Source organism: Staphylococcus simulans (assembly GCF_025561465.1).
Lineage (GTDB): Bacteria > Bacillota > Bacilli > Staphylococcales > Staphylococcaceae > Staphylococcus > Staphylococcus simulans.
Map to the genome: position 1 here is coordinate 2,199,497 of NZ_CP095100.1, position 14,567 is coordinate 2,214,063.

The 14,567-nt window shown below is 37.1% G+C and carries 10 protein-coding genes; all 10 read right to left on the reverse strand.

All coding sequences use genetic code 11. From position 1 onward, the window contains the following. Nucleotides 1-99 precede the first annotated feature (99 nt). Nucleotides 100-2,949 (reverse strand): excinuclease ABC subunit UvrA, encoded by a 2,850-nt coding sequence (gene uvrA / locus MUA87_RS10360; protein ID WP_002481550.1) that lies wholly within the window; start codon nt 2,947-2,949, stop codon nt 100-102. Nucleotides 2,950-2,959: 10 nt separating this feature from the next. Next, on the reverse strand, nt 2,960-4,942 hold the full coding sequence (gene uvrB / locus MUA87_RS10365) for an excinuclease ABC subunit UvrB (RefSeq protein WP_002481549.1): 1,983 nt from the start codon (nt 4,940-4,942) through the stop codon (nt 2,960-2,962). A gap of 329 nt (nt 4,943-5,271) precedes the next feature. Continuing rightward, nucleotides 5,272-5,514 (reverse strand): CsbA family protein, encoded by a 243-nt coding sequence (locus MUA87_RS10370; protein ID WP_023015372.1) that lies wholly within the window; start codon nt 5,512-5,514, stop codon nt 5,272-5,274. 6 nt (nt 5,515-5,520) lie between these two features. Continuing rightward, the gene (locus MUA87_RS10375) at nt 5,521-6,162 is read right to left on the reverse strand and encodes a YfbR-like 5'-deoxynucleotidase (protein WP_002481547.1); all 642 of its coding nucleotides are present in this window, start codon (nt 6,160-6,162) and stop codon (nt 5,521-5,523) included. A gap of 328 nt (nt 6,163-6,490) precedes the next feature. After that, nucleotides 6,491-7,426: a COG3942 and LysM peptidoglycan-binding domain-containing protein gene (locus MUA87_RS10380; RefSeq protein ID WP_002481546.1), complete on the reverse strand. Its 936-nt coding sequence runs from the start codon at nt 7,424-7,426 to the stop codon at nt 6,491-6,493. Between the two features lie 328 nt (nt 7,427-7,754). Then, nucleotides 7,755-8,871 (reverse strand): peptide chain release factor 2 gene (gene prfB, locus MUA87_RS10385; protein WP_096754524.1). Its coding sequence is split into 2 segments (ribosomal slippage): nt 7,755-8,798 and nt 8,800-8,871, totalling 1,116 coding nucleotides; the frame shifts between segments, so codons are not numbered across the junction. Between the two features lie 157 nt (nt 8,872-9,028). Continuing rightward, a complete protein-coding gene (gene secA, locus MUA87_RS10390) occupies nt 9,029-11,557 on the reverse strand; it encodes a preprotein translocase subunit SecA (RefSeq protein WP_023015375.1) in 2,529 nt (842 codons plus the stop codon). A gap of 337 nt (nt 11,558-11,894) precedes the next feature. After that, nucleotides 11,895-12,458: a ribosome hibernation-promoting factor, HPF/YfiA family gene (gene hpf, locus MUA87_RS10395; protein ID WP_002481543.1), complete on the reverse strand. Its 564-nt coding sequence runs from the start codon at nt 12,456-12,458 to the stop codon at nt 11,895-11,897. Nucleotides 12,459-12,529: 71 nt separating this feature from the next. After that, on the reverse strand, nt 12,530-13,210 hold the full coding sequence (locus MUA87_RS10400; protein WP_262550747.1) for a ComF family protein: 681 nt from the start codon (nt 13,208-13,210) through the stop codon (nt 12,530-12,532). Further along, entirely contained in the window at nt 13,197-14,504 is a 1,308-nt protein-coding gene (locus MUA87_RS10405) for a DEAD/DEAH box helicase family protein (protein WP_262551399.1), read from the reverse strand. The genes MUA87_RS10400 and MUA87_RS10405 overlap by 14 nt, the downstream gene beginning before the upstream one ends. Nucleotides 14,505-14,567: the final 63 nt, after the last annotated feature.

Here is a 14,567-nt window from a genome sequence, read left to right on the forward strand (position 1 = left end):
CATCTTATCATTTCTTATATGTGTTCAAAAATCAAACTTTTTTCTTTGAAGTCATAAAAAAAGACACTCCACTGCTTTAAGTGAAATGTCTTAATCTGGTTATTGACTTGTTTGTGCTGCATCACGTTCTAATACTGTTTTCAAATATTTGCCTGTATAAGAATCTGGAGATGCGGCGATTTCTTCAGGTGTACCTGTCGCAACGATTGTTCCTCCGCCATCGCCGCCTTCAGGACCTAAATCAATCAAGTAATCTGCTGTTTTTATGACATCCAAGTTATGTTCAATAATCACAACAGTATCTCCGTTATCTACAATACGGTTCAATACTTTTAATAAACGACGAATGTCATCCACATGCAGACCTGTTGTTGGTTCATCTAAGATATAGATAGAACGGCCTGTTGAACGTTTATGCAGTTCTGATGCGAGTTTCACACGCTGAGCTTCCCCGCCTGACAATGTCGTCGCAGGTTGGCCGAGCTTCACGTAACCTAAACCAACATCGACTAATGTTTGTAGCTTACGTTTGATTTTAGGGATATTTTCAAAGAAATGTGTCGCATCTTCAGCGGTCATTTCTAATACTTCAGAGATATTTTTACCTTTATAAGTCACTTCTAACGTTTCACGGTTATAGCGTTTACCACCACATACTTCACAAGGTACATACACATCTGGTAAGAAATGCATTTCAATTTTGATAATCCCGTCACCTTTACATGCTTCACAACGTCCACCTTTAACGTTAAAGCTGAAACGTCCTTTTTGATACCCTCTGATTTTCGCTTCGTTTGTTGATGCGAAAACATCACGGATATCATCAAAAACGCCTGTGTAAGTTGCTGGGTTTGAACGTGGTGTACGTCCAATCGGAGATTGGTCAATATCAATCACTTTATCAAGTTGATCGATACCTTCAATTTTATCCACTTTACCTGGTCTGATTTTCGAACGGTTTAATTTTTGTGCCAATGTTTTATACAGCACTTCGTTCACTAATGAACTTTTACCTGACCCAGAAACACCTGTAACAACAGTCATTGTAGAAAGCGGGAAGTCTACATCTACGTCTTTTAAATTGTTACTGCTGGCACCGCGTACTTTTAGTTTACGGTCTGTCACAGGTCTGCGATGTTCTGGGACTTCAATACGTTTCTTACCGCTCAGATACTGACCTGTTAATGATTTAGAATTACGCATAACTTGTTTTGGTGTACCTGCTGCGACAATTTCACCCCCGTAATCGCCGGCACCAGGACCTACGTCTACAAGATAATCCGCTTCTCTCATCGTATCATCATCATGTTCAACCACAATCAGCGTATTACCTAAATCACGCATTTCTTTCAATGTGTTGATTAAACGGTCATTATCTCTTTGATGTAAACCAATAGAAGGCTCATCTAACACATATAATACGCCCGTTAAACGTGAACCGATTTGTGTGGCTAAACGAATACGTTGCGCTTCACCACCAGATAATGTACCTGATGAACGATTTAACGTTAAATAATCTAAACCAACGTTATTTAAGAAATACAATCTTGAGATAATTTCTTTCAAGATTAAATCTGCAATCTTTCGGTCTTGTTCAGATAAATCGATATTTTCGAAGAAATGCAACGCTTCTTTAATGGAATACTCTACAACTTCTCCGATATTCAAACCTGAAACATACACAGATAATGCTTCTTGGCTTAAACGTTTACCATGACATGTTTCACAAGGTAATTCCGTCATATATTTCTGCATCATTTCACGAACATATTCTGATGGAGATTCATGATAACGACGTTCAATGTTCGGCACAACGCCTTCAAACTCCATCGTTCTTGTGCGTGATGCACCATTACGTTGTTCGAAAGTAAAAGTAATCTCTTTACCTTTTGAACCGTATAAAATGATATCTTTTTGACGGTCGGTTAATTTTTTAAACGGTCTGTCCATATCAATTTTATACACTTCTGCGACACGTTTTAATAATGTCGGATAGAAGTCAGAACTTTTTGGTTCCCAAGGTACAATCGCACCTTCACGTAACGATACATTCGGATCTGGAATAACCAAATCTACGTCTACTTTTAATTTTTGTCCTAAACCATCACATGTTGGACATGCACCGAATGGGCTGTTGAAACTGAACATACGCGGTTCTAACTCACCAATGCTGAATCCGCAAATCGGACAAGCATGATTTTCAGAGAATTTTAAAGGTTCTCCGCCAATCACATCGACTGTTAAGTTCCCTTCTGCCAGTTCTAACGCTGTTTCAATAGAGTCAGCCAGACGTGATTCAATACCTTCTTTCACCACAAGACGGTCAACAACAACTTCAATCGTATGATTTTTATTCTTATCTAGTTCTGGCACATCATTGATATCATGAATGTCACCATCTACTCTGACACGTACATAACCTTTTTTACTGATATCTTGAAGCAGTTTTTCATGTGAACCTTTGCGGTGATTCACAATTGGTGCCATCAACTGAATTTTAGTACGTTCTTCTAACTCTAAAATACGGTCAGCCATTTGTTGTACTGTTTGTGATTCAATTTCAATACCATGATGTGGACAAAATGCTTTTCCGACACGTGCATATAATAAACGAATATAATCATAAATTTCTGTTACCGTCGCAACCGTAGATCTCGGGTTTTTACTTGTCGTTTTTTGGTCAATCGAAATTGCCGGAGATAACCCTTCAATCGTATCAACATCCGGCTTATCCATTTGTCCTAAGAATTGACGTGCGTAAGCACTTAATGATTCTACATAACGACGTTGACCTTCTGCATAAATCGTGTCGAAAGCCAAAGATGACTTACCTGAACCTGATAGTCCAGTCATCACAATCAATTTATTTTTAGGCAATTCCACATTGACACTTTTTAAATTATTTTCACGTGCACCTTTGACCACAATAGATGGATCTTTCTTACTCACACATGTCACCTCACCCTTCTGCTTTCAGTTCAAACAACATGTCTCTTAGCTCTGTTGCTCGCTCAAAGTCTAAGTCTTTCGCTGCTTGTTTCATTTCTTTTTCTATATTTTCAATTGTTTTTTCACGTTCTTTTTTCGTTAATTTCTTAGGTACGACTTTTTGTTCTTTTTCATTTTCTTCATCTGTTTCCACTGTCGCACTAATAACGTCATGGATTTTCTTACGAATTGTTTTCGGTGTAATACCATGTTCTTCGTTGTATGCTTGTTGAATTTTACGACGACGCTCTGTTTCATCAATCGCATACTGCATAGAATCTGTAATCTTATCCGCATACATGATTACTTCACCATGCTCATTACGCGCAGCACGGCCGATGGTTTGAATTAATGAACGGTTAGAACGTAAGAAACCTTCTTTATCCGCATCTAAAATTACAACTAAAGAAACTTCTGGGATATCGATACCTTCTCTTAGTAAGTTAATACCGACAACCGCATCATACGTACCCATACGTAAGTCACGAATGATTTCAATTCGTTCTAATGTTTTTATTTCTGAATGCAGGTAATTGACTTTAATTCCCGCTTCTTTCATATAAGTCGTTAAATCTTCACTCATCTTTTTCGTTAACGTTGTAATGAGTACACGTTCATTTTTATCAATTCTATCTTGAATTTCACTTAATAAATCATCAATTTGATTCTTCGTCGGACGGACATCTATTTTAGGGTCTAATAAGCCCGTTGGTCGAATAATTTGCTCAACAACTTCATCTGAATGTTCTAGTTCATAAGGCCCAGGTGTCGCAGTCACATAAACTAATTGATGTGCTTTCTTCTCAAACTCTTCGAATGTTAATGGACGGTTATCCAAAGCACTCGGAAGTCTGAAACCATGGTCAACTAAAACTTGTTTACGTGCTTTATCTCCGTTATACATCCCTCTGACTTGTGGTAATGTAACGTGAGATTCATCAATCATAATTAACCAGTCATCACCGAAATAATCTAATAACGTATACGGTGTTGAACCATAATCTCTTAAACTCAAGTGGACTGAATAGTTCTCAATTCCTGAACAAAAGCCCATCTCTCTCATCATTTCAAGGTCATAGTTCGTACGTTGTTCTAAGCGTTGCGCTTCTAATAATTTATTATTCTCTCTTAAATACTTTAAGCGATCTGCTAATTCTTTTTCGATACGTTGAATCGCTAATTCCAATTTTTCATCTCTAGTTACGAAGTGGGATGCCGGGAAGATAGAGAAGTGTTCTCTTTCACGTAATACTTCACCTGTTAAATAGTTTACTTCGCTGATACGATCAATTTCATCACCGAAGAATTCTACACGGATACACATTTCATCTCGAGACGCCGGGAAGACTTCTACTACATCACCGCGAACTCTGAATGTCCCGCGTTTAAAGTCGATGTCGTTTCTTGAATATTGAATATCTACTAATGCACGTAGAAATTGACTGCGATCCATTTCCATTCCTTGACGGACGTTAACTACTAAACTGCTATATTCAGAAGGATCCCCTAAACCGAAGATACTGCTGACACTGGCAACAACAATGACATCGTCACGCTCAAAGAGTGAACTTGTTGCTGAGTGACGTAATTGGTCAATTTCATCATTGATTGTCGCATCTTTTTCGATAAATGTGTCAGTAGATGGCACATAAGCTTCTGGTTGATAATAATCATAGAAGCTGACAAAGTACTCTACTCTATTTTCCGGGAAAAATTCTTTGAACTCATTATATAATTGACCAGCTAAGGTCTTGTTATGGGCTAATACTAATGTCGGTTTGCCCGCTTGTTGAATGACATTACTCATCGTAAAGGTCTTACCTGTACCTGTTGCTCCGAGTAACGTTTGGTGACGTTTACCTTCTTTAATACCCTTTGAAATTTTTTCGATAGCGGCTGGTTGGTCACCTTGCGGGGTAAACTCAGAAACAATTTTAAATGGATGATGTTCCATAAAATTCGGTATCCTCCTTTATTGACACTTCTATAGAAAAATATGAGTTTTAAAATATAAATAGGTTGAGACACTTATCGTCTGTCCCAACCATATACTTCATGTTGAGATTGCAATTAAGCTGGTTAATTCGCAACTTCTCAAAATCTCATTTCATCGTTCTATTTAGTCTTTCTATACTCTCAATTACTCTATTTCAAACTTTTTACATCACTATATATTGTAACAGATTCTGTCAAAAAGATACAAACATCTGTTCGTAAAACTACTCTTTTTCCCCAAACAAAAAGCACTTGTCTTTTTTAGACAAGCACCTGTTTCATTTCTATTCAACGATCATCTTCATGCTGTTTATGAAGACGCAATTGATCTACAATCACAAAACCAGCCAGCAGAGATACAACATCTATAAAAATAATCCATTCACTATGAAAGAATCCTTTATATATAGAACCGCCGATCAGCATTAATGTCACAATTGCGCCGACCCATTTATTTTTCGTTACTACACTAAATAGTACAACAAGTATGCATGGGAAAAATGAGGCACAAAGATACCAAATGAGAAGCATAAGCGGTCACCCGTCTCTTTTATTTAAAATCGACATTGTTAATTCTCGTAACTCTGAACGTGGAATGAAGTTTTCCGTTAACATTTCAGGGATGACGTTCTCGATAAAATCTTGAACGGACACTAAGTGATCAAACTGCATAATGGTTTCTAAAGACATTTCATAAATTTCAAAGAAAAGTGAGTCTGGATTACGCTTTTGAATTTCACCAAATGTTTCATATAACAAGTCGATTTTATCAGCTACTGCCAAAATTTGACCTTCTAAAGAATCATCTTTGCCTTCTTGCAGACGTTCTCTGTAAACATCTTGATATTCTTCCGGAAATTCTTCTCTAATAAAATTATCTACCATCTCTTCTTCCACTTGCGAGAACAATTTCTTCAAATCACGGCTGGCATATTTCACAGGCGTTTTAATATCCCCTGTAAATACTTCCGCAAAGTCATGATTCAAAGCTTTTTCATATAAACTTTTCCAATCAATTTCATTGCCATGATGTTCTTCTACTGTGGCTAAGTATTGCGCTATTTTCGTTACTTTAAATGAATGTGCTGCTACATTATGCTCAAAATACTTGAATTTACCAGGCAAGCGTATCAGCTTTTCTAAATCAGATAATCTTTTAAAATATTGATGTACACCCACGTTGAGCTCACCCCTTATCTATTTAATCAAATATTATACCCGCATACACGAATATATATCAAGCACTTTATCACGATTACTTTCAATTTTATTAAAACATTTTTCTTTTACTAGCGGAAATATAACGAATAAAGAGTTTATATTTATGAACTTTATAATAATGTATGTGGTTTTCCTTCACACAATGTCTGAAGTTGCTTTAACTTTACCATTTTTCTTTCTGTAATTTAAAGCATTTATTTCCGATTTACTTAACCTTTACATTTCACTTGAACCAATAAAAAAAGCACCATCCTCTCAATAGAGAACAGTGCGAATCGTTTTTAAATTAGTGAATGAAGTTATAACCGCTTGCTTGACCAGCTGAAATCGTACGTGAAGTTACGACACCTGGACCATAGCCGTAGTTCATTTCAGATACACGAACTGAACCGTCGCTGTTAACACCTTCAACATATGCTACGTGACCGTAAGCACCTGCAGAAGATTGCATGATTGAACCTGCTGCTGGAATATTGTTTACTGTGTGTCCCGCTGCTGCCGCTGCGTTTGCCCAGTTATTTGCGTTACCCCAAGTTGAACCTACTTTACCGCCTGCACGATCGAATGCGTATGAAGTACATTGACCTGCTGTGTAAAGGTTTGCACCTGAATAGTAAGATGGTGCACTTGTTTGATATGAAGGTGCACTATAAGACGTTGTTGGTGCACTATATGATTGTGAATAGTTATAAGATGGTGCTTCATAACTAGTGTAGCTTGTGTTATAAGCTGCATCAGCAGTGTAGTTTACAGGAGCTGATGTTGTGTGTGCTGGTGCATCATAGTTTGCTGTTGCTTGACCAGATTTTTGTTCTGTTTGTGGTACAGCTTTACCAGTATGTAACGCTTCTAAATGCGCTGCACCTTTGTCAGAAACTGCTAAAATATCGCCAGGTAAAATGATGTGTGTCACGCCTGGGTTTAATTTGTATAATTGATCTAAAGAGATTTTATGTGCTGCTGCGATTGATTTTAAAGTGTCTCCTGCTTTAACTTCTACAACGTCTGTGTCAGGTAATACTAAAGCAGTGTCTTTTTTAACTTCGTCTTGGCTTAATTTATTAAGTGATTTAATTTCATCAGTAGTAGTGGCAAACAAAGCTGCAACTTCGCTTAACTTAGCATCTTCTTTAACTACATGCGTTTGTTCTGCAGATGCAACACCATTCAATGCTGTTAATAGAGTTAATGATGATGCTGATAGTAATAAAGCTTTCTTCATTTATTATTTCATCCTTTGCTGTCATTTTTTAATCATTAATTGATAAATCCAATATAGCACAACCCTTCCGCTCTAGGTGGAATGTTATAGAGTTGTAATATAAACGTTATACTATCGTTTAATCTCTAAATCAAAGAAACTTTCTGTCAATTAAACTAAATCATTGGCACTAGTACGCTTATTAACCTTTTTAATAGGATTCTTTGTAATATAACAGTAATATTAACTCATGCATTTAACATCTAAATTTACTTTTATCAATAATGTTTTTTGTTTGATAAAAAATAAAAGACCAAAGTATATTATACTCTGGTCTTGATTTGTGACATTACGCGTCACGGTTATCCATTTGTGTACGTAAGTACGCTTCAATGAATGGTCCTATTTCTCCATCCATTACTGCGTTAACGTTACCTGTTTCTTCATTCGTACGGTGATCTTTCACCATTGAATATGGATGGAAAACATAAGAACGAATCTGACTGCCCCAGCCGATGTCTTTTTGTTCGCCTCGGATTTCAGCCATTTCTTTTTCTTGTTCTTCTAATTTCAATTGATACAATTTAGATTTCAACATTTTCATAGCCGCTTCACGGTTCTTAATTTGTGAACGTTCGTTTTGGTTATTTACTACAATACCTGTTGGATGGTGGGTAATACGGATGGCAGACTCTGTTTTGTTGATGTGCTGACCACCGGCACCTGATGCTCTGAACGTATCGACTGTAATATCATCCGGGTTAATATCGATTTCGATTTCATTATTATTGAATTCAGGGATGACATCACAAGAAACGAATGACGTATGACGTCTGCCTGATGAGTCGAACGGTGAAATACGTACTAAACGATGCACACCTTTTTCAGCTTTTAAATAGCCATACGCATTATGACCTTTGATTAACAATGTCACACTTTTAACGCCCGCTTCATCACCAGGTAAATAATCTGCTACTTCTACTTTAAAGTTTTTATCTTCAGCATAGCGTTGATACATACGAAGCAACATGCTCGCCCAGTCTTGTGATTCTGTACCGCCGGCACCTGGATGCAATTCTAAGATTGCATTGTTATCATCATAAGGTCCATTTAATAATAACTGTAATTCAAATTCGTCTAATTTACTTTTAAAGTTTACAGTTTCTTCTTCTAAGTCTGCTTTTAAATCTTCATCATATTCTTCTTGCAGTAATTCGTGCGTCGCGTTCATATCTTCGATTTCTGCTTCTAAATCACGATAGCCTTGCACTACTGACTTTAACGCATTATTTTTATCGATAATTTCTTGCGCTTTATTTTGATCATCCCAGAATGTCGGTTCTGTCATCATTTCTTCATATTCTTGGATGTTTGTCTCTTTTTCTTCTAAGTCAAAGAGACCCCCTAAGTTGTTCTAATTTTTCACTATAGTTCGCGATATTACGCTTAATTTCAGATAGTTCCATCTTTTTTCTCTCCTGTACATTGATTGATTAGTTTGTTCTATACTTTTCCTATTTTAGCATAACTTAGAGATATGCTTGTATGAAAAAAGAACCGACTGCCTGTAAGGAAGAACAAATTTTCTTCCTTACAATACGCAATGGTTCTTAGAAATGCATACTATTTGCCGCAGCAGTTTTTGTATTTCTTGCCGCTTCCGCATGGGCAGGGATCGTTACGGCCGACTTGGTCGCCTTTCACAATCGGTTTCGCTTTGACTTTCTCTTTACCGTCTTCAGCTGAGACATGCTGCCCTTTATACTCCTTTGCTTTATCACGTTCCACATCATCTTCTACTGTGATGACAGACTTAAGGATATATTTGCTGACATCTTCTTCGATATTCATCATCATATTATCGAAAAGTTGATGTCCTTCATTTTGATAATCACGAAGTGGGTTTTGTTGTCCGTATGAGCGTAAATGAATACCTTGACGTAATTGGTCCATCGTATCGATATGGTCTGTCCAACGACTATCGATAGAACGTAATAAAATCATACGTTCGAATTCATTAAATTGCTCAGGAATATTAGCTTTTTGTTTTTCATAAGCAGCTTCAACTTTTTCCCATACTGTATCAAAGATATCTTCTCTATCTTTACCTTTGATTTCAGAGATATCTAATTCACCTTCATGTAAGAAGACATCTTCTACATAATTAATGAACGGATCGTAATCTACTTCATCTAAGTCATCATTTACATAATAACCGATGGCGCGATCTAGTGTTGAACGCATCATTGTTTTTACAAGATCAGAACTTTCTTCATTATCGATAATGCTGTTACGTTCACCGTAAATAATTTCACGTTGCTTACGTAATACTTCGTCATATTCAAGGATACGTTTACGCGCATCGAAGTTATTACCTTCTACACGTTTTTGTGCAGACTCTACAGCACGAGAAACCATTTTAGATTCAATCGGTGTAGAATCATCCATACCTAAACGGCCCATCATATTTTGAAGACGTTCTGAACCGAAACGTACCATTAATTCGTCTTGAAGTGATAAGTAGAAACGACTTTCACCTCTGTCACCTTGACGACCAGAACGACCACGTAATTGGTCATCGATACGACGTGATTCATGACGTTCTGTACCGATAACTGCTAAACCGCCCAGTTCTTCGACACCTTCGCCAAGTTTGATATCTGTACCACGACCGGCCATGTTTGTCGCAATCGTTACAGCACCTTTTTGACCTGCAGTAGAAACGATTTCTGCTTCACGCTCATGGTTTTTCGCGTTTAAGACGTCATGACGTACGCCGCGTTTTTTCAATAACTTAGAAATATATTCACTGGTTTCAACCGCTACTGTACCTAAAAGAATCGGTTGACCTTTTTTATGTTTTTCTACAACATCTTCAACCACCGCGTCGAATTTACCTTTTTGACTGATATAAATTAAATCAGGTTTATCGATACGTTGTACAGGACGGTTCGTCGGAATTTGCGTAACTGTCATGTTATAGATATTACGGAACTCTTCTTCCTCAGTTTTCGCTGTACCTGTCATACCAGATAATTTGTTGTACATACGGAAGAAGTTTTGGAACGTAATCGATGCCATTGTCTTAGATTCATTTTGGATTTGCACGCCTTCTTTTGCTTCAATCGCTTGGTGCAACCCTTCTGAGAAACGACGACCTGGCATTGTACGACCTGTAAATTGGTCAACGATTAATACTTCACCATCTGTCACCATGTAGTCGACATCACGTTGTAGTGTATAGTTGGCACGTAATGCTGTATTGATATGTGTAATAATATCTACGTTGTTTAAATCATATAAGTTATCCAATTTAAACATACGTTCAGCTTTATCTGCACCTTGATCTGTTAATTGAACAGATTTTGTTTTCTCATCATAGTTATAATCATCTTCAGCTTTCAACATTTTCGCGAATACGTTCGCTTGTGTGTAAAGTGATGTTGATTTTTCTGCTTCACCAGAAATAATTAAAGGTGTACGTGCTTCGTCGATTAAGATAGAGTCGACCTCATCAATGATGGCGAAGTGAAGCGGCCGCATAACACGTTCTTCTGCATAATTCACCATGTTGTCACGTAAGTAATCGAAACCAAGTTCGTTGTTAGTACTGTACGTGATATCTTCATTATAGGCTTGGCGTTTCTCCTCTGTTGATAAACTGTTTAAGTTTAATCCTACAGATAAACCTAAGAAGTTATATAACTCAGCCATTTCTTCACTTTGTACACTTGCTAAATATTCGTTGACTGTAATAACGTGTACACCGCGACCTGCTAAAGCGTTCAAATACGTCGGCATTGTCGCTGTCAACGTTTTACCTTCACCGGTTCTCATTTCTGAAATATCACCGTTATGAATCGCGATACCACCCATGACTTGGACACGGTAAGGTGACATATTGAACACACGTTTAGCCCCTTCTCTTACTAAAGCAAAGGCTTCAGGAAGGATTTCGTCTAATATTTTATCTTGTTTAACTACATCTTCTTCAGCTTGAACTCGTTCTTTAAGTTCTTGTGTTTTATTTCTAATTTCTTCATCAGTAAGAATCGACATTTCCTCTTCTAACGCGAGTACTTTGTCCGCTTGCTTACCTAGGCGTTTAATTTCTCTCTTATTGCCGTCAACAATTTTTGATAAAAAACCCATTCTGTTCGCTCCTTTGGTATAAAAACTGTTTGGCTTACAACAATTCATCTTACCATTTATATCGTAAAAGTTACACTTATATACTCAATCTAATAGTTGATAACTCTTTATTTATAAGTATCAGTGTTTATGATTTTCTTCACTTAATCCAAAGTTTCTAGTTGTGTTGTTGGTGCATTACACGTTTCAAACATATCCTCTATATTTTGACACGTTCAACTTACTGAAATCAATCAAATACAATCTTATTAATACAAACTTAATCTTTGAAATTAGTAGTCATTAAAAAAGAGACTCGCAACCTCACAGCTGCGAGCCTCTCATGAGACATTAATTATTAATTTTCAACTGTTTCAATTAAACCGTATTTTCCATCTTTTCTGCGATAAACGATGCTTGTACCATCTGTATCACGGTCTGTAAAGATGAAGAAGTCATGACCTAATAAGTCCATTTGTAATACGGCTTCTTCAGAATCCATCGGTTTTAAGCTGAATTGTTTAGAACGAATGATTTCGATTTCATCATTGTTATCTTGATCAGCAGTTTCTGGTGTAGCTGCTGGGATTGATGGGAATGGTTCTTTCTCATTCTCTTTACGTTTTTTACGATTAACGCGTGTTTTGTACTTACGCACTTGACGTTCTAATTTGTTAGTGATTAAATCAATGCCCGCATATAAATCGTCGTTTCTTTCTTCTGCACGAAGTGTCACGTCTTTAAGCGGAATTGTCACTTCAATTTTAGTGCTTGAATTGGCGTAAGTTTTTACTTTAACATGTGCATCAACGTTCGGCACATTTGTAAAGTAACGTTCTAGTTTACCAACTTTGTCCTCAATGTAATTACGAATTGCGTCTGTAATAGTGAGGTTGTCTCCATGAATTTCAAATCTAATCATAGTGATCGACTCCTTTAACCTCTATATATGTTTTGATTGGTAATGCTCACCTTTATAATAACATGTTTCAACTATCTAGCAAAAGCAAATACATCTATTTTTCCAACTTTTCTGATAAATAAAGCTTCAATCGCATGATGGGCCGTTAGCCCTGTTGTATAAATATCATCTACGAGTAAAATGCGCTTATTTTGTAAATCTACATCTTGAAATGCAGGATTAATATAAAATGGATTGGGAGCTTTGGCACGCATTGCTTTATTCAAAGTGGATTGTTTCGGTCTAACGTCTGTTTGCAGTATCAGATGATACTTAACCCCTTTTGCAGCTAAAACCATTTCTACTGGATTAAATGTTCTTTGCTGATCCCTTGCGATTGGTGAAGGAATTGGAATGATATAGTCATACTGTTGCTTCGGCAATCGAATAAGGTTTGCGATGACTTTACATAATGCCGTATCTCCAGCAATTTTATATTGATGAATCGTCTCGCGTACTTTCCCTGTATAACGGTAATCACAATAAAGTTGATGCATTAAGTTGAATTTGCGAGCTAAAAACTGACAATCTAAACAAGCTTCTTCACTTTCGTCTAACGGTTTTAAACAACGCGGACAGCGTTTCACTTTTTCTAGACGACATGCTTCAAATGCCTGTCGACAATGTTCACACAGAATTTGAGGTGATTTATAAAAATTTGCGGCAGTTAAAGGTTCCGAAAATGGAGTTAAGCATAGTTTACATTTCGGCATCCAACCACCCCTTTTGTAAACCTAATTGATTCATTTGTTTAATTTGGCGTTTGGCTTGCACCATAGATAAGGTGACCCCATTATGCAAAAACAACACTAAGCCGCTGGTATCTTGTATTTTACGTCCTGTACGTCCTGCAATTTGAACTAAAGCTGCAGTTTGGAAACTTTGGCTGTCGATGACAATGACATCTAAATGTGCCATCGTGAAACCCCGTTCTAAAATCGTGGTCGTGAAGATAATCGGATGTTTACCTGCTCTTAAAGCTTCTACTTTCTCAAAACGTAAAGCATCTTCACTATGAACTGCCACCAAGTCTTTGAAATATTTTTGATAGTGTACCAAGGCTTGTTCCATCGCTTCAATTTGATTAAAGAAGACTAAAGTGACGCGTTGGTTTTCAAGTTGTTTTCGAAGAAGTTCGAGTAAATAGCGCTGCATGCGTTTCGGTTTGAATTTGGAGTAGTGGAATTTGGGGACGGGAAGCGGTTTACGATGATAACGCGCTGGTAAAGTAATGATATTCTCTTTTTTGAATTGTTTTAATAAACGTGAGGAAGGCGTAGCTGTCATATAAATATGACTATAAGCAGAAGCTGAAGCTTGAATGAGTGTCTGCATCAATAAAGGATCCATCGCAAGCGGAAATGCATCAACCTCATCAATATATATCACATCAAAGTGTTGTTTAAAGCGATATAATTGATGCACCGTCGCAATGACAAAATGACCTTGATACGTCTGGCTTTGTCCTTGGTACAAGACGTCTATATGTTCACCTTTAAACGATTCGATAATACGCTTGCTGATTTCAATGACCACATCGACACGCGGTGATACAATCGCCACATTCATACCTTGTTGTCTGGCATGTTGAATTCCCGCAAACATCATTTCTGTTTTTCCTGCACCTGTTACCGCATATAGTAATAAATTTTCCTGCTGTTGAATCGCTCGAATAATATGTGAGGAAGCATAGGCTTGTTGTTCAGACAGTTCAAAGTCCAAATGATATTCTCCTGAACTAATTTGATGTGCAGTTTTGGTAATATATATTGGCTTAAAGCTATCCATACGACCGAGTGATAAACAACTTCGACAATAAGTTATCGGTTGATTGTGAATTTTTGAATGATACGTATAATACTCGTCTTGATGAGGTGTTCCACATTGCTGACAATACCATTTTCCTTTGCCATTTTGTATCACACCTGGTCCTTGATAGATAATCGTTTCATCAGTCAGATGTTTCGTACTTCTGACTAACTTTCCATAATGCTTAATTGTTGTCAGTATAATCCCTCCTAAATAAAAAAAGACAAATCAAGTCACTGTCTGAGACAGTGGACTTCATTT